This window comes from Micromonospora sp. DT228 (genome assembly GCF_049841595.1).
Lineage (GTDB): Bacteria > Actinomycetota > Actinomycetes > Mycobacteriales > Micromonosporaceae > Micromonospora.
The window spans coordinates 82592-97383 of the sequence record NZ_JBNCKO010000010.1 but is presented as its reverse complement, the minus strand read 5'-3'; the positions used below and the strand labels follow the sequence as shown (position 1 = coordinate 97383).

General features: G+C 71.3%; 18 protein-coding genes and 1 pseudogene. 6 read left to right on the top strand and 13 right to left on the bottom strand.

Going from position 1 to position 14792, the window contains the following annotated elements; genetic code table 11:
- Nucleotides 1-22 precede the first annotated feature (22 nt).
- On the bottom strand, nt 23-580 hold the full coding sequence (locus ACLQ29_RS20985) for a TetR/AcrR family transcriptional regulator (protein ID WP_425773191.1): 558 nt from the start codon (nt 578-580) through the stop codon (nt 23-25).
- A gap of 111 nt (nt 581-691) precedes the next feature.
- Between ACLQ29_RS20985 and ACLQ29_RS20980 the strand changes: the two genes are divergently transcribed.
- Complete coding sequence (locus ACLQ29_RS20980) at nt 692-1408, top strand: MBL fold metallo-hydrolase (RefSeq protein ID WP_425773190.1); 717 nt, start codon at nt 692-694, stop codon at nt 1406-1408.
- 18 nt (nt 1409-1426) lie between these two features.
- Here ACLQ29_RS20980 and ACLQ29_RS20975 read toward each other — a convergent pair whose 3' ends face one another.
- From ACLQ29_RS20975 to ACLQ29_RS20955, 5 genes are all read right to left on the bottom strand, one after another.
- The gene (locus ACLQ29_RS20975; protein WP_425773189.1) at nt 1427-1720 is read right to left on the bottom strand and encodes a DUF6510 family protein; all 294 of its coding nucleotides are present in this window, start codon (nt 1718-1720) and stop codon (nt 1427-1429) included.
- A gap of 34 nt (nt 1721-1754) precedes the next feature.
- Nucleotides 1755-2519, bottom strand: a complete 765-nt coding sequence (locus tag ACLQ29_RS20970) for a ferredoxin reductase (protein ID WP_425773338.1) — start codon at nt 2517-2519, stop codon at nt 1755-1757.
- Between the two features lie 7 nt (nt 2520-2526).
- A complete protein-coding gene (locus ACLQ29_RS20965) occupies nt 2527-3126 on the bottom strand; it encodes a sulfite oxidase-like oxidoreductase (protein ID WP_425773188.1) in 600 nt (199 codons plus the stop codon).
- Nucleotides 3127-3202: 76 nt separating this feature from the next.
- A complete protein-coding gene (locus tag ACLQ29_RS20960; RefSeq protein WP_425773187.1) occupies nt 3203-4228 on the bottom strand; it encodes a TerC/Alx family metal homeostasis membrane protein in 1026 nt (341 codons plus the stop codon).
- A gap of 206 nt (nt 4229-4434) precedes the next feature.
- The gene (locus ACLQ29_RS20955) at nt 4435-4845 is read right to left on the bottom strand and encodes a DUF2267 domain-containing protein (RefSeq protein ID WP_425773186.1); all 411 of its coding nucleotides are present in this window, start codon (nt 4843-4845) and stop codon (nt 4435-4437) included.
- A gap of 157 nt (nt 4846-5002) precedes the next feature.
- On the opposite strand from ACLQ29_RS20955, the gene ACLQ29_RS20950 reads away from it, so the two are divergent.
- Nucleotides 5003-5275: a DUF2795 domain-containing protein gene (locus ACLQ29_RS20950; protein ID WP_328654669.1), complete on the top strand. Its 273-nt coding sequence runs from the start codon at nt 5003-5005 to the stop codon at nt 5273-5275.
- A 42-nt stretch (nt 5276-5317) separates the two neighbouring features.
- Nucleotides 5318-5998: a DUF1345 domain-containing protein gene (locus ACLQ29_RS20945; RefSeq protein WP_425773185.1), complete on the top strand. Its 681-nt coding sequence runs from the start codon at nt 5318-5320 to the stop codon at nt 5996-5998.
- Between the two features lie 443 nt (nt 5999-6441).
- Here the strand turns inward: ACLQ29_RS20945 and ACLQ29_RS20940 are convergent, their stop codons facing one another.
- The 3 genes and pseudogenes from ACLQ29_RS20940 to ACLQ29_RS20930 all read right to left on the bottom strand — a co-directional run bounded on the left by ACLQ29_RS20940 (nt 6442) and on the right by ACLQ29_RS20930 (nt 8498).
- A complete protein-coding gene (locus ACLQ29_RS20940) occupies nt 6442-7416 on the bottom strand; it encodes a pirin family protein (RefSeq protein WP_425773184.1) in 975 nt (324 codons plus the stop codon).
- 175 nt (nt 7417-7591) lie between these two features.
- Nucleotides 7592-7828 (bottom strand): annotated as a pseudogene (locus ACLQ29_RS20935) (hypothetical protein); the annotation flags it as partial.
- Between the two features lie 358 nt (nt 7829-8186).
- Nucleotides 8187-8498, bottom strand: coding sequence for a MazG-like family protein (locus ACLQ29_RS20930; protein WP_425773183.1), 312 nt, complete (start codon nt 8496-8498; stop codon nt 8187-8189).
- A 201-nt stretch (nt 8499-8699) separates the two neighbouring features.
- On the opposite strand from ACLQ29_RS20930, the gene ACLQ29_RS20925 reads away from it, so the two are divergent.
- Complete coding sequence (locus tag ACLQ29_RS20925) at nt 8700-10070, top strand: hypothetical protein (RefSeq protein ID WP_425773182.1); 1371 nt, start codon at nt 8700-8702, stop codon at nt 10068-10070.
- Nucleotides 10071-10138: 68 nt separating this feature from the next.
- Here ACLQ29_RS20925 and ACLQ29_RS20920 read toward each other — a convergent pair whose 3' ends face one another.
- Together ACLQ29_RS20920 and ACLQ29_RS20915 are read right to left on the bottom strand one after the other, a co-directional pair.
- A complete protein-coding gene (locus ACLQ29_RS20920) occupies nt 10139-10858 on the bottom strand; it encodes a hypothetical protein (protein ID WP_425773181.1) in 720 nt (239 codons plus the stop codon).
- Between the two features lie 207 nt (nt 10859-11065).
- On the bottom strand, nt 11066-11839 hold the full coding sequence (locus ACLQ29_RS20915; protein ID WP_425773180.1) for an SDR family oxidoreductase: 774 nt from the start codon (nt 11837-11839) through the stop codon (nt 11066-11068).
- Nucleotides 11840-11941: 102 nt separating this feature from the next.
- On the opposite strand from ACLQ29_RS20915, the gene ACLQ29_RS20910 reads away from it, so the two are divergent.
- The gene (locus tag ACLQ29_RS20910) at nt 11942-12544 is read left to right on the top strand and encodes a TetR/AcrR family transcriptional regulator (RefSeq protein ID WP_425773179.1); all 603 of its coding nucleotides are present in this window, start codon (nt 11942-11944) and stop codon (nt 12542-12544) included.
- Between the two features lie 55 nt (nt 12545-12599).
- A complete protein-coding gene (gene tsaA, locus ACLQ29_RS20905; protein ID WP_425773178.1) occupies nt 12600-13028 on the top strand; it encodes a tRNA (N6-threonylcarbamoyladenosine(37)-N6)-methyltransferase TrmO in 429 nt (142 codons plus the stop codon).
- A gap of 27 nt (nt 13029-13055) precedes the next feature.
- Here the strand turns inward: tsaA and ACLQ29_RS20900 are convergent, their stop codons facing one another.
- Together ACLQ29_RS20900 and ACLQ29_RS20895 are read right to left on the bottom strand one after the other, a co-directional pair.
- Nucleotides 13056-13685: an MBL fold metallo-hydrolase gene (locus ACLQ29_RS20900; protein ID WP_425773177.1), complete on the bottom strand. Its 630-nt coding sequence runs from the start codon at nt 13683-13685 to the stop codon at nt 13056-13058.
- Entirely contained in the window at nt 13685-14770 is a 1086-nt protein-coding gene (locus ACLQ29_RS20895; protein WP_425756192.1) for an S-(hydroxymethyl)mycothiol dehydrogenase, read from the bottom strand. The genes ACLQ29_RS20900 and ACLQ29_RS20895 overlap by 1 nt, the downstream gene beginning before the upstream one ends.
- Nucleotides 14771-14792 lie beyond the last annotated feature (22 nt).

Here is a 14792-nt window from a genome sequence, read left to right as displayed (position 1 = left end):
GTGCCAGAATGCCGGCCGGCGCTCATCGGGCCAGCGCGTCGGCGAGGCGGGCGATCCCGAACTCGTACGCCTGGTCGACATCGCCGCCCAGGTTGAAGGCCCCGGCCATCTCCATGCTGACGAATCCGTTCGCCCACGCGGTGAGCGTGCGGGCGGCGTCCAGGGCGTGGTGGTCGCCGGCGAGTTTGGCGGTCACCCGCAGCACGGGTTCGACGGCGTGGGTCAGAGCCTCCATGCTGGGCCCGGCGGGGTCGGGTCGCGGCGCGAAGATCAGTTGGTAACCCCTCGGTCGGGCGTGCGCGAACGCGCGAAAGGCACGGGCCAGCTCGGCCAGCTCGCGGCGCGGATCGGTGCCGGCACCGATCGCCGCGAGCCGTTCGCCGAGGTCGCGGACGGTGGCGTCGGTGATGAGGCGCACCAGGTCGTCACGGTTTCGCACCCGCTTGTACAGCGACGGCGCGCGCACGCCGACCCGGTCGGCGACGGCCTGCATGGTCAGCCCGGCGATGCCCGCCGCCTCCAGGATCTCGCGTCCCGCGTGGACGATGGCGTCGAGGGAGGTCCGATCGGGCGTGGGCATGACGCTTCCCTCCGGATGGGTGGGTCGGTCCGATGGCTATTGACCATAGCCATGATGGCTACGTATCGTAGCTATCATGCTGACGATAGCAATCCCGACAGGGGTGCGGCGATGAGGCTCGCCCCGCACCTGCGCCGCATCGGCAACGACATCGTGGCCGTCTACCTCGTCGACACCGACGAAGGTGTGACGATCATCGACGCGGGCCTGGCCGGACACTGGCGCGAGCTGCTGGCCGAGCTGTCGGACCTGGGCCGCTCGGTGGACGACATCCGCGGCGTCGTCCTCACCCACGGCGACACCGACCACCTCGGGTTCGCCGAACGGCTCCGGCGCGACCACGGAGTGCCGATCTACGTGCACGAGGCGGACGCCGCCCGCGCGCGGGGCGAGGTCAAAGCCGACGTCTCGTGGGGCACGATGAAGCTCGGCGCGACGGCCGGCTTCTTCTGGTACGCGATGCGCAGGGGTGGACTTCGCACCACCCACCTCACCGAGGTCGTCACCGTGCACGACGGCCAGGTGCTCGACCTGCCCGGCGCGCCCCGCATCATCGGAGTTCCCGGGCACTCGGCGGGCAGCATCGCCATCCACGTGCCCGTGGCCGACGCGATCTTCGTCGGCGACGCCATGACCACCCGGCACGTGCTGACCGGCCAGCGGGGCCCGCAACCCGCGCCCTTCACCGACGATCCCCACCAGGCGCTGGCGTCGCTGCGCCACCTCGAAGACGTCCAGGCGACGTGGGTCCTACCGGGCCACGGCACCCCGTGGTCGGGTGGAGTCGCCGAGGCGATTCGCGCGATCAGGGCCGTCGCCGACGCCTGACCCCGCCGAGGCGATCCCTCAGAGCGGGCCGGGAAACGTCTGTTCCATCGGCATCGGCACCTGGAGGTACGTGGTGCCGCGCAGGTCCAGCCACGCCCGGTCCGGTCCGCGGACCAGTCGCACCATCACCTCCTCGCAGGAGGGGCAGCGGGCGACCAGACCCGGGGCGTGCGAGTAGACGTGCAGGCTGGCCATCGAGCCGGTCATCCCGCAGTTCTCGCATCGGCCCATCGCGCTGCTCAGGTCGACGGTGAACAGCTCACGCATCGGGCCGTCGAGCATATTGCCGTCCAGGTACGACATCTCGGTCATCGGATCTCCTCGCGGTACGGGAGCGGGCGGGCGGTCAACCGGTGGGGCCGAAGCGTTCGGTCTTGACCCGCCGCGACGGGTGACCCAGCCCCACCAGCAGGTCGGCCACGGTCTCCACGAACGCGGTCGGACCGCACACGTAGGTGAGCGGTTCCAGGTCGGGCGGCCAGCCGTGCGTGTTGACGTCGGCCAGCCCGATCCGGTGCGGCTCGCCGCGCCAGCCCTCGGGCGCCTCGCGGGTGTAGACGTACGCGATGTCCAGGCCGAAGTCGTCGCGGACCCGGCGGCGCAGCTCGTCGGCGTAGATCACGTCGCCGGGTGTGCGCACCGAGTAGATCAGCCGGAACGGCGCCTTGCTGCCGGTCGCCCTCCGGGCCCGGATCATCGCCATCAACGGCACGATGCCGGAACCACCGGCGACCAACTGCACCGGCGCGGTCTCCTCGGGCCGCCAGATGAACCAGCCACCGAGCGGCCCGCGGACCTCCAGCGGGTCGCCGTCGGCAAAGACATCGATGAGGTACGGGGACACCTCGCCGTCGTGCACGCGCTGGACCGTCACCTCGATGCGCGGGCCACCCGGGCCGTCCACGACGGGCCCGGCAATGGAGTACGACCGTGCCGCCTGGTAACCGTCCGGAGCGGTGAGCCGCAGGTCGACGTGCTGCCCCGGCAGGTGTCCAGGCCAGTCCGGCACCTCCAGCACCAGGGTCTGCGCGGTCGGTGTCTCCACCCGACGCTCCACCAGTCGGCCGACCTGCCACCGGTTGGCCGTCCGGGGTGGCTTGCTCGTGGCCACGGCGCGCTCAGTCACCCTGGTACCGCTGTTCGCGCCACGGGTCGCCGTAGTCGTGGTAACCGGCGGTTTCCCAGAACCCCGGCTCGTCCATCGTCTTGAGCCGGAGGCCGCGCACCCACTTGGCGGACTTCCAGAAGTAGAGGTGCGGCACCAGCATCCGCGCCGGCCCGCCGTGTTCGGCGGGCAGCGGCGCACCCTCGAAGGTGTGCACCACCCAGGCCCGACCGCCGCGCAGGTCGTCGAGCGGCAGGTTTGTGGTGTAGCCGCCGTAGGAGTGCGCGAGCGCGAAGTGGGCCCCGGTGTCGACGCCGTCGAGCAGCGTGTCCAGGGAGACGCCCTGCCAGGTGGTGCCGAGCTTGGACCAGCGGGTGACGCAGTGGATGTCCACCGTTGGCGTCTCCTGCGGCAGGGCCATCAGCTCCTGCCACGACCACCGGTGCTCGCTGCCGTTCTCGGCGGAGATGACGAACTCCCAGGTGTCCAGTGACACCCGGGGCGTCGGGCCGGCCGAGAGCACCGGGTAGTCCTCGGTCAGGTACTGACCGGGTGGCAGGGCCGGCTCCTGCGTTCGGGGCCGACCCTGAAAGCCCGGTGACACGATTCCCATTGCACAGTCGTACCACCCGCGCCGGCCCGGCCGGGAGCTTTCCCGCGTACCTCCTCGTCGCCCCGGCGCGGCGCGGTCAGTGCCGCTCCGCGACGACCTCGCGCTCCTCGGGCACGTCGCCGCCCCGGGTGGCGCGCAGGCTGGTCACGGTGACCACCACCAGCACGCCGACGATCACGCCGAGCGAGGCCAGCGTGGGGATCTGCGGCACGCTGTCCCAGATGCCGTGCGCCCAGTGCAGACCCAGCTTGAGGCCGATGAACGCCAGGATGATGGCCAGGCCGTAGCTGAGGTGCACCAGCCGGCTCAGCGCCGCGTGCAGGACGAAGTAGAGCGCCCGCAGGCCGAGCAGGGCGAACGCGTTGGTGGCGAAGACCAGGTACGGGTCCTCGGTGATGCCGTAGACCGCCGGCACCGAGTCGACGGCGAAGACGATGTCGGTGGCCAGCACCGCGACCACCACCAGGGCGAACGGGGTGAGCGCCCGCCTCGCGCCCTGCCGGACGGTCATCTTCGTGCCGTGGTAGTCGTCGACCACCGGCATGACCTTGCGCAGCAGTTTCACCGAGCGCATCTTGTTGATGTCGACTTCCTGCTGATGCCCGGACATGGCGTCGCGCAGCAGCTTCACCGCCGTGGCGATGAGGATGATCGCGAAGAGCAGGAAGGCGAAGTCGAGGGTCTGCAACGCCGCCGCGCCGAGGGCGATGAAGACGGCCCGCAGCACCAGCGCGCCGGCGATGCCGTAGAGCAGCACCCGCTGGGCGAGCACCGCCGGCACCGCGAACGCGGCCAGCAGCAGCATGAAGACGAAGAGGTTGTCGACCGAGAGCGACTTCTCCACCAGATAACCGGTCAGGTACTCCACGCCCTGCTGGGAGCCGTAGCGGGACCAGAGCCAGCCGCCGAACGCGAGCGGCAGCGCGATGTAGAACACCGACCAGCCGATCGCCTCCCGCATCGACACCTCGTGCGGGCGGCGCGTGACCAGGAAATCCAACACCAACAGCAGGAGTACGCCGATGATGGTCACCGCCCACAGCATGGGCGTGCCCACCGACGACAGGTCGCTGGCGGCGGACAGGTATGACACTTCGCTCATTGGGGTCTCCTCGAACACCGTCATGTTCGAGGTCTCCTTCACCCATCACCTGATGGGCAACCACCCGAGGCGCGCCGGGCGCGCCGTACTGACCGGAATGGTTCGTAGGAAGTACTCCCCTCGCACGACAAGGTTAGGCCAGGCCGAATCCTCACGCCAAGCGGGACATCGATGGTTGCCCTGGTAAACAGCTGTGTGTGCGGGGGTCAGCCACGGCGCAGCGCCGCCCCCGGGGCCATCGCCTGCTCCACCAGGCCCCGATAGTCGCGCGGCAGTTGGGTGACGACGTCGTCGAACTCACCACCGGTGATCGCCTCCCGCAGGGTGGTGAAGACCGCCCGCGCGGCGTCCCGGGCCGCCGGCTCCTGCACCCCCGCGCGCAACGCCACCCGGGCGACGAACTCGGCCGCCCCGAACCGGTCCGCCTGCTCGGTGCTCGGGCTCGGTTTCAACACCAGTTGCAGCGGCTGCGGCAGCTGGGCGGCCAGGTCCAGGACCTCACCGCCGGTCAGCCGCTCGGCGAACGTCTCCAGAACGGCGCGCGTCACCTCGACCGCCTGCTCCGAGGACGTCGCGGTGCGGTGGGAAACCTGGTCGATGAAGGTGTCGTAGTTCATCGCGTACTCCCTTGGGCTCGCGTCGGCGTCTGCGGGTACCCGCGGCGGCGGAGTGGAAACGACGCCGGGATTCCTCGGCCGGTCGGGCGTGACCGGCCGGCGGGTGGGTAACCGCCGCCGGTCGTGACCACATCGATGCCCCGAGGGAGCCCACGCCATGGCGAGCTACGCCGACGTCCTGCAGTACCTGTCGAGCCTGGACTACCCGGCCGAGAAGGACGACGTGGTCCGCGAGGCCGAACGGGAGGGCGCCCCACCGGACGTGCTGAAGGCGTTGCGGGCCCTGCCGCCGGTGGACTACGCCAACGGCACCGAGGTCGCCCGGTCGGCCGGCATCGAGGCCGCGCCCGAGGTGGGTCCCGCGCAGCGCGCCGAGCAGGCCCGGGACAAGACGCACAACCGGGTCTCGCAACATCTGCGCGGCATCTGACCCGGCGGTGGCGGCCACGGCTTCGACACCGGGGCGTCGCCGATGACCCACACCGGCCCCGCATCCCGACCGTCCTCCCGCCCACCGGACGCGCGCTTCCCGGCCGCGGCGCAACTCGCCGTCGTCGCGGTGGTCGGCGTCCTCGCCGGCTGCCTCTTCGCGCTGCTGCTGCCCCTACCGCTCGCCGCGCTCGCCGGCTGGGACGTCGGCGCGCTGAGCTGGCTCGCGCTGGTCTGGCACAAGCTCTGGCCGATGGACGCCGAGCGGACCGCCCGGCTGGCCGTCCACGAGGATCCGAACCGGGCGATCCGCGACGCGCTGCTGCTCGTCGCCTGCCTGGCCAGCCTGCTGGCCGTGGGACTGGTGGTGGCCAGCGCCCAGAGCGCGCCACCCGGGCTCGGCCGGGAGGCGCACGGCGGCCTCGGCGTGCTCAGCGTGCTGCTGTCCTGGTTCGTGGTGCACACCGTGTTCGCCGCCCGGTACGCCCGGATCTACTACACCGGCCCGGACGGCGGGGTGAACTTCAACCAGTCCGAGCCGCCGCGCTACTCCGACTTCGCGTACGTCGCGTTCACCATCGGGACGACGTTCCAGATCTCCGACACCAACCTCACGAGCAACGAGATGCGTCGTACGGTGCTCCGGCACTCGATGGTGTCGTACCTGTTCGGTGCCTTCATCATCGCCGTGACCGTGAACCTGTTGGCCGGTCTGGCCAACTGAGCGGGGGGTCGCGCTGACCCCGGGGACGGCACGGGGCGGCACGGAAGGAAGGGCCGGGACAGGCGGGCGCCCCTGGTCGCGAACCGCGACCCAGGGCGCCACGCAAGCCTGCCCAGGCGGTGAGCCACGTCCGAACCGGTCGCGGTCACCAGGCGGTGGATGCCCGCCCGAACCGAGCGGTCAGCACTGCCGGGTCCAACCATACGACAGAACATCCTCCGTTTGGTCAGAATTTGGTGAAGTGTGGGCCAGGGCACGTCACCGCCGGCCCGTCACTTCCGCGTACCGGTGCGAAAGCCGTACCGCTCGGCGAAGCCCCGTCCGCTGCCGGCGAGGCGGCGCGCCAGGCGCTTGCGGTCCGCCATCGGCGTGATCAGAGTGCTCGACATCCCGGCGACTACCCGGGTGGCCCTCCGGTCACGCCGGGCCCTCGTCGGGCGGCGTCAGCCGTGGCGGCCGCCGGTGCGGTCGCGGGCCTTGAGCCGGGTGGTGGGCAGGGCCGGGGCCGGCAGTGGTGGCGCCGCATCGTCGGCGACCACACCGAACCGGCCGTCCCCCGCCATCCAGTCCGACCGGGCGGCGGCGATCTCCTCGTGCGAGCGGCCGACGAAGTTCCACCACATGACCAGCGGCTCCTCGAACGGCGCACCGCCCAGCAGCAACAACCGCGCCCCGGCCCCGCCGCGCACGGTCAGCTCCCGGCGACCCGAGCCCAGATAGAGCAGCTCCCCCGGCTCGAACCCCACCTCGGCGGCCTCGGCGGCGCCGGACATCGCCAGCAGGGCGTACTCGAAGTCGGGCCGAAGCTCCAGCGTCGTCGGCGCCTCGCCGCTCAGTTCGACCTGCACGCCGACCAGCGGGGTGTGCACCACCGCGGGCGACCGCTGCCCGGCGAACTCCCCGACCAGCAGGGTGAGCTCCAGATCCCCGGCACGCCAACGGGGCAGGTCGGCGTGGTGCGCGAAGTCGGCCGCTCCGGCCCGCGCCGGGTCCGGCAGCGCCACCCAGAGCTGCACGCCGTGCATCACCGGCGGGTGGACGGCCGGCGACCGCTCGGAGTGTGCGATGCCGTGCCCCGAGGTCATCACGTTCAGTTGACCGGGCCGGATCGGTTGGACGTTGCCGAGGCTGTCGCGGTGCAGGATCTCGCCGTCGAGCAGCCACGTCACCGTCTGCAGACCGGTGTGCGGGTGCGGCGGCACCTCCATGCCGGGCCGCTGCGCCACATCGTCCGGGCCGAAATGGTCCACGAAACACCAGGCGCCGACCATCCGGCGGACCCGCTGCGGCAACAGCCGCCGCACCGTCGTGTACCGACCCAACGGCACGTCGTGGCCGGGCAACAACACACTGCCGGGATCCACGTCGGCCACGCCAGGTGGCCGGGTCTGCGCCAGCATCGATTCGGTACGCTCCACCGCCCGACTGTACGCGCACGCCCACCAGCCGACGCGGCGCTTCGTCGACCTGTTCCCGCCCGACAGCCAGGTCGAGGTGGATCCGCTGGGCGGAGCGGAAAACGCCGTTGGCCAGCACCCCCGGGGTTGCGGGGTGCCGGCCAACGGTTGGTGTCTTGCGGTGGTGATGCTGGGGTCAGCTGTTCCAGTACTGGCCAACCAGATCAGCGGCCTGCTGCTCCCACTGCGCGTACGCATCCGGGTACGCCGACACCTGCACAGTCTGCGCAGCCTCGGTCAACGGCATGTCCTGCCACCCATCAACCTGACGCAGCCCCTTCAGGAACGCCGTAGTCGAGTAAGCCGGATCGGTGATCTGCTCCGGCGTACCCCAACCCGAGCTGGGGCGCTGCTGGAACAAAACCAGCGAGTCGTCGTTCGTGGGGACTGCAACGACCGGACCGGGGCCCGCATTCCAACCCGGCTGGGCGGGGCGGCGAGCCGGTGGTGCTGCGATCGTCAGGGTATGTAACGACCCCGCCCCGGCCATCATTCCGGCCGGCCGGTGCGCCCGGTCACAGGTAGCGACCGCCCACAGCCGGATAATCGGCCCAAGCAACCCGGGCGGTCGCGGCCGCAGGCCAACCGCCGCGCGATGATCCGCACGCGATCATTGACGCCGGGGTGTCCCGGGAGGTGTGATGCCCCGACATCAGTGATGTCGCGGGAAGCATGACTGGCGGGCGTTCGCCGGTCGCCAAGCTTGGCCGACATGTCCGGATTGGGGCGCGTCACCCGGCGAGGCGGGACCGTACCTTCGCGGCGCAGGCGTCCAGGACGGTCTGCGCGTCCAGCCCCAGGCTCTCGATGGCCACCAACGCCGTGAAGGCGACGTCCGCCAACTCCGCCGCGACGTCCTCGCGGGTGTGGGTGACACCCTTGCGAGGATTCTGCCCGAGCAGACCGATCCAGGCCGCTGATGCTTCCCCCGCCTCCTCGGTCAGCTTGAGGATGCGGCAGGTCAGCTCGGTCTGCCCGGTGCCGTTCGCCGCGTCCAACCAGTCGCGCGACGCCCGCGCCGCATCCCAGATCAACTCGTCCACGCGGACCAGTCAACCCGACCGGCCCATCCGTCCTGGCAACCGGGTACGCGCGCCGGGACCAGCCACGAGCAGGCAGCCAGCCGATCCGCGCAGCCATTGACACGTATCGACGGCGGTCCTAGGTTCAGGACGCTACCGGCCGGTAGGCAACCGTCCCGCCTGGTCGCCCCCGGGGCGACATCCGCCCGATGGGGAGCATCGATGCTGTCCGCACCCGTTCGTACCCTCCGCCGGCTGCTCGCCACCACCGCGACGCTGACCCTCGCGGTCGGGTTGGCCGGCGCCGCGCCGGCCGGCGCCACCGGTCGCGACCCGAGTGGCGGCCAACCGCTGCCCGGCTACACCATCGAGAACCCGCCGTTGGCCCCGCTGGTCGTGGGCGGCGGGCCGACGACGGTACGCCAGGGCGTACACCGCCACGCCGGCTACCTCATCGAGGTCCCCGCCCGGTGGAACGGCAACCTGGTGCTGTGGGCGCACGGCTACCGGGGCCAGGGCACGGTGCTCACGCCGGAACCGCCGGACTTCGGGTTGCGGGAACGTCTCCTGGAGCAGGGGTACGCCTGGGCGTCGTCGTCGTACGACCGCAACGGCTTCGACATCCGCTCCGGGGTGCTGGGCACCAGGGATCTGGCCGACCACTTCGGACGGATCGTTCGCCGACCGCACCACATCTACCTGGCGGGGGTGTCGATGGGCGGGTACGTCATCGGTCGCTCGCTGGAGCAGTATCCCGGCTACTACGACGGGGCGCTGCCGATGTGCGGGGTGCTCGGTGACCAGACGCTTCTCGACTTCTACCTGGACTACAACCTGGTCGCGCAGGCGCTCGCCGGGGTGCCGGCCCATCCGACGCCGGCCGACTACCTGACCACGGCGGTGCCCCGCATCCAGGCGGCGCTCGGCCTGGCGGGGCTGACCCCGACCGGGCCGGACACCACCACCGAGCGGGGCAGGCAACTGCGGGCGATCACGGTGAACCGCTCGGGCGGGCCGCGTCCCGGTGCGGACGCCGCGTTCGCCGTCTGGAAGGACTTCCTCTTCTCCATCAGCGTGCCCACCGGAAGCGGTGACTCCCCCGCCCAGCGGCCCGGTCAGCTCTCCACGAACCTGCGCACCAGGTACACCCCGAACAGCCCGGTAGACGTCAACGCCACGGTGCGGCGGGTCGCCCCGGAGGACGTCGTACAGCGGCTCCTGCCGACGCTCACCGAGGTGCCGCGGATTGCCGGTCGGCCCACCGCGCCGCTGCTCAGCCTGCACGGCCTCGGTGACCTGTTCGTCCCGTTCAGCATGGAGCAGGCGTACGCCACCGACGTGGCGCGCAACGATCGCGGCAGGCTTGTGGTGCAGCGGGCCATCCGGACCACCCAACACTGCGAGTTCACCCCGGCCGAGGCCGGCGCCGCCTGGGACGACCTGGTGTCCTGGGTACGCACCGGCAAGCGCCCGGCCGGTGACACCGTGACGGATCCGGCGGTGGTGGCACGGCCCGACTACGGCTGCCGGTTCAGCGACCGGGACGCGTACGCCGCCGGGGTTGGCACCCGTCGCCTCTACCCGGCCTGCTGATCCGCGCTACCGACGCCAACCGGCCGGCTCCCCCACGGGGGAGCCGGCCGGCGGTGGTCCGGGTGTTGTCACCACATCTGCTGGACGATGTCCGCCGCCTGCTCCTCCCACTGCGCGTAGGCGTAGGGGAAGGCGGAGACCTGGACGGTCTGCGCGGCGGCGGTCAGCGGCAGGTCCTGCCAGCCGCCGACGTTGCGCAGTGCGGTGAAGAACGCCGTGGCGGCGTACTCCGGGTCGGTGACCTGGTCGGGCGTGCCCCAACCGGACGACGGACGCTGCTGGAACAGGCCCTGCGAGTCGTGGTCGTTGTACGCGCCGAGGTGGCCGAGGTTGTAGAGCTTCGACTCCTGCAACGAGGTGGCGACGCCGATCACCGCGCCCCGGTCGCCGACGCCTGTCTTCTTGGCGGCGTCGACGATCTTGCGGGCGTTGTCGAGTTGCGCGTCGTCGAGCGGGATGCGCGACTGCGCGCCTTCGATGCCGTGCGGGATGAGCTGGTCACGGCTGGGCTTACCGGCCGGCGGCTTGCCGGTGGCGGAGCCGGTGGTCAGCCCCGACTCGACGGGCTGCTCGTCCTGGCGGGCCGGGGTGGCGGCCTTGGCCTTGCCGGTGGCCAGATCGATGGCGGCCACGGCGCCCTCGTGGGGTCCGGAGGTGACCGGGGCGGCCGCCGCGGTCGGCGCGAGTGCCAGGCCGCCGAGGGCGGCCACGCCCACCACGCTCAGCGCGGTCTTGCGGTACGAGTCCTTGGCGATGGCGGGGAGCCATCGAGTGAAGTCGACCTTCACGATGGTGGCCCTCTCGATCGTGCGGAACGCTCCGGGGTGAACGCTCCTCGGGAGTTGACCGCGGAAGAGGGTTTGGGCTCCGACGGTACGGGGGACACAACCGGGTTCACGTGTCGGTCATTCCGGAAATGCCGGAGCCGCCGAGGTGTTGCGCCGGCCACCGGCCCGACGAATCGGACAGGTCGGTACAGACGACAGGGGAACGACTCACAGCCCGGCGCCTCCGGTCGCGTCGACGACCCGGCCGGTCACCCAGCGCGCGTCGTTGGACGCGAGGAAGGCCACGATGTCGGCCACGTCCTCCGGCTGCCCGACACGGCCAAGGGCGGCCAGGGCTGCCGCATATGCCTCGGCCTGCGGATTCCCCCGAAGCCAGGCCGCGTTGACGTCCGTGTCGACGATCCCGGGGGCCACCGAGTTGGCCGTGATGCCCCGCGGGCCCAACTCCTTGGCCAGGTTGAGGGTGAAGGTGTCCAGTGCGCCCTTGGTGGCGCCGTAGGCGATGATCTCCGGCATGGCCAGGCTGGCCGCACCGCTGGAGATGTTGATGATCCGGCCCCCGTCACGCAGACGCGGCAGCCCCTGCTGCACGACGAAGAACGGCGCACGCACGTTCACGGCGAAGACCTCGTCGAATGCTTCCTCGGTCAACGAGGCCAACGCCGCGCTGCGTCCTATGCCGGCGTTGTTGACGATGATGTCGAGCCTCCCGTCGGACGCGTGGTCCTTGCCCGCGGCGTCGAAGGCGGCCCACAGGCGAGTTGCGTCGCCGTGCCGTCCCAGCTCCGCGCGCAGCGCGAAGGCCCGCCCTCCGTTCTTCCGAATACGCTCGACGGTCTCGCTCGCCGCCGTCTCGTCGCGCGCGTAGGCGACGCCGACGGCGGCGCCGTCCCGGGCGAGTCGTTCCGCGATGGCCCGGCCGATGCCTCGGCTGCCTCCGGTGACCAGCGCAACCTTGCCCTCAAGTGCTCCTGTTGCCATGACTGTTGTCCACCTCCCTATTTTTTGAATGATGACTCAAGAATTGACGTGACACAAGTTCTTGAGCGCTCGCTCTAGAATCGAGGCATGAGTGGACCAGGCGTGAAGCGAGGACGGCCGCCAGCGTTCGACCGCACGACAGCCCTGACAGCCGCCACCCGCCTGTTCTGGGAGCACGGCTACGAGGCGACCTCCATCGGGGAGCTGACCCGGGCGATGGGCATCAAGCCCGGCAGTCTGTATGCGGCATTCGGGGACAAGAAGTCCCTGTTCAAGGAGGTCGTCCACGCCTACGGACGCTCTCCCGTGGGTGCGTTCGTCGGTACTGCCCTGCAAGAGGAGCCCACCGCCCGCAGCGCGTTCCGCCGCATCCTTCACGAGGCGGCGGCCGTCTACCCCGACCCCTCCCATCCGGCCGGATGTCTGACCATCAGCGCCGCCACAAACGTCACCGTTCAGGACGCCGAGGTCGCGGTGTTCCTTCGCGACCTGCGCAACGCGAACCTGGCCACCTTCGAAACACACCTGGAGACCGCACAGCAGCAGGGCGAACTATCCGCCGCGGCCAACCCCCGCGCCCTGGCCGCCTACTTCGCCGCGGTCATTCAGGGCATGTCGCAGCGCGCCCGGGACGGCGCAACGACCAGCGAGCTCACCGAAACGGCAGAACTGGCGCTCTCCGCCTGGCCCCAGGCGCAAGACTGAGCGCCTCGTGTCACGGTCAGGACCCACTAGGCTGAACCGTCCGGAAGGGAGCGACATGGTCGAGGTGCCCGGCGACGACGCGTACGTGCTGCACCCGGTCGGGCGGGTCGTCTCACCCCTGACCGACGCGGCGAGCGCGCCCCGGCAGGGCGACGAGGGCGCGCCGGAGGCCTGGCTGGTCTTCGACGCGCACGTCGCGCCGGCGCTGCGCGACCTGCACGCCGACGCGGAACTGTTGGTGCTGACCTGGTTGGACCGTGCCCGCCGCGACGTGTTGGCGGTGCGCCCGCGGGGCGACGAGAGCCGGCCCGAGACCGGGGTGTTCAGCACCCGCTCCCCGCACCGACCCAACCCGATCGGGCTGCACCGGGTGCGGGTGCTTGCGGTGGACGGGCTGCGTGTCCGGGTGGCCGACCTGGAGGCGTTGGACGGCACCCCGGTCCTGGACGTCAAACCGGTGCTGGGCGCGGCCGACGAGCGCTGAGCCGTCGACCGCGCCGCGCGCAGCGTCTCAGTGGCCCCGGGCCAGCCACTCCTGCAGGTGTGGCGCCTCCGCGCCGATCGTCGTGTCGGCGCCGTGGCCGGTGTGCACGACAGTCTCCGCCGGCAGGGTGAGCAGACGGGTCCGGATCGAGCCGACGATGGTGTCGAAGTCGCTGTACGAGCGGCCGGTCGCGCCCGGACCGCCGGCGAAGAGCGTGTCGCCGGTGAACACCACACCCAGCTCGGGGGCGTAGAAGCTGCACGCGCCGGGGCTGTGCCCGGGGGTGTGCAGCACCCGCAGGGTGGTGCCGGCCACCTCGATCTCCTGCCCGTCGTGCAGTTCGCCGTGCGGCGGCAGGTGCGGGTGGACCATGTCCCAGAGGACCCGGTCGGCGGCGTGCAGCAGCACCGGCGCGCCGGTGGCCTCGGCCAGCTCGGGCGCCACCCGAACGTGGTCGTCGTGGGCGTGGGTGGCCAGGATCGCCCGGACCCGCCGGTCACCCACCAGGGCGAGGATCGCGGCGACGTCGTGCGGCGCGTCCAGGACGACACACTCGCTGTCGTCACCGATCACCCAGACATTGTTGTCCACGTCGAACGTCTGCCCGTCCAGGGAGAACGTGCCGGCGGTGACCGCGTGGTCGACGCGGGCGGTCATCAGAACACCACCACCGAGCGGAGCACGTCGCCGTGGTGCATCCGCTCGAACGCGGTCTCGACCTGGTCGAGCGCGATCTCCTCGGTGACGAACGCGTCCAGGTCGAGGCGGCCCTGCAGGTACAGCTCGGTGAGCATCGGGAAGTCCCGGCTGGGCAGGCAGTCGCCGTACCAGCTGGACTTCAGGGCGCCGCCGCGCCCGAAGACGTCCAGCAGCGGCAGCTCGATCCGCATCTGCGGGGTCGGTACGCCGACCAGCACCACCGTGCCGGCCAGATCCCGGGCGTAGAACGCCTGCTTCCAGGTCTCCGGTCGACCCACGGCGTCGATCACCACGTCGGCGCCGAAGCCGCCGGTGGCGGCCCGGATCGCCTCGATCGGGTCGGTCTCGGACGCGTTGACGGTGTGCGTGGCGCCGAACTTCCGGGCCCAGTCGAGTTTGCGGCTGTCGGTGTCCACCGCGACGATCGTCGTGGCGCCGGCGAGGACCGCACCGGCGACCGCCGCGTCTCCGACGCCGCCGCAGCCGATCACCGCTACCGAGTCGCCGCGGGTGACGTTGCCGGTGTTCATCGCGGCGCCCAGCCCGGCCATCACCCCGCAGCCGAGCAGGCCGACGGCGGCCGGTCGGGCGGCCGGGTCCACCTTCGTGCACTGCCCCGCGTGCACAAGGGTCTTCTCGGCGAACGCGCCGATGCCCAGCGCCGGGGCCAGCTCGGTGCCGTCGGTCAGGGTCATCCGCTGCTTCGCGTTGTGGGTGTTGAAGCAGTACCACGGGCGACCCCGGCGACAGGCGCGGCAGACGCCACAGACCGCGCGCCAGTTGAGGACCACGAAATCACCCGGGGCGACGTCGGTGACGCCCTCGCCCACCTGCTCGACGATGCCCGCCGCCTCGTGGCCGAGCAGGAACGGGTAGTCGTCGTTGATGCCACCCTCGCGATAGTGCAGGTCGGTGTGGCAGACGCCGCAGGACTGGATCCGGACGACGGCCTCACCCGGGCCGGGATCGGGCACCACGATCGTGGTGACCTCGACCGGTGCGCCCTTGCTGCGGGAGATGACTCCCCGGACTTCCTGGCTCACTTCGCCTCCTGCTGGTGGTGTG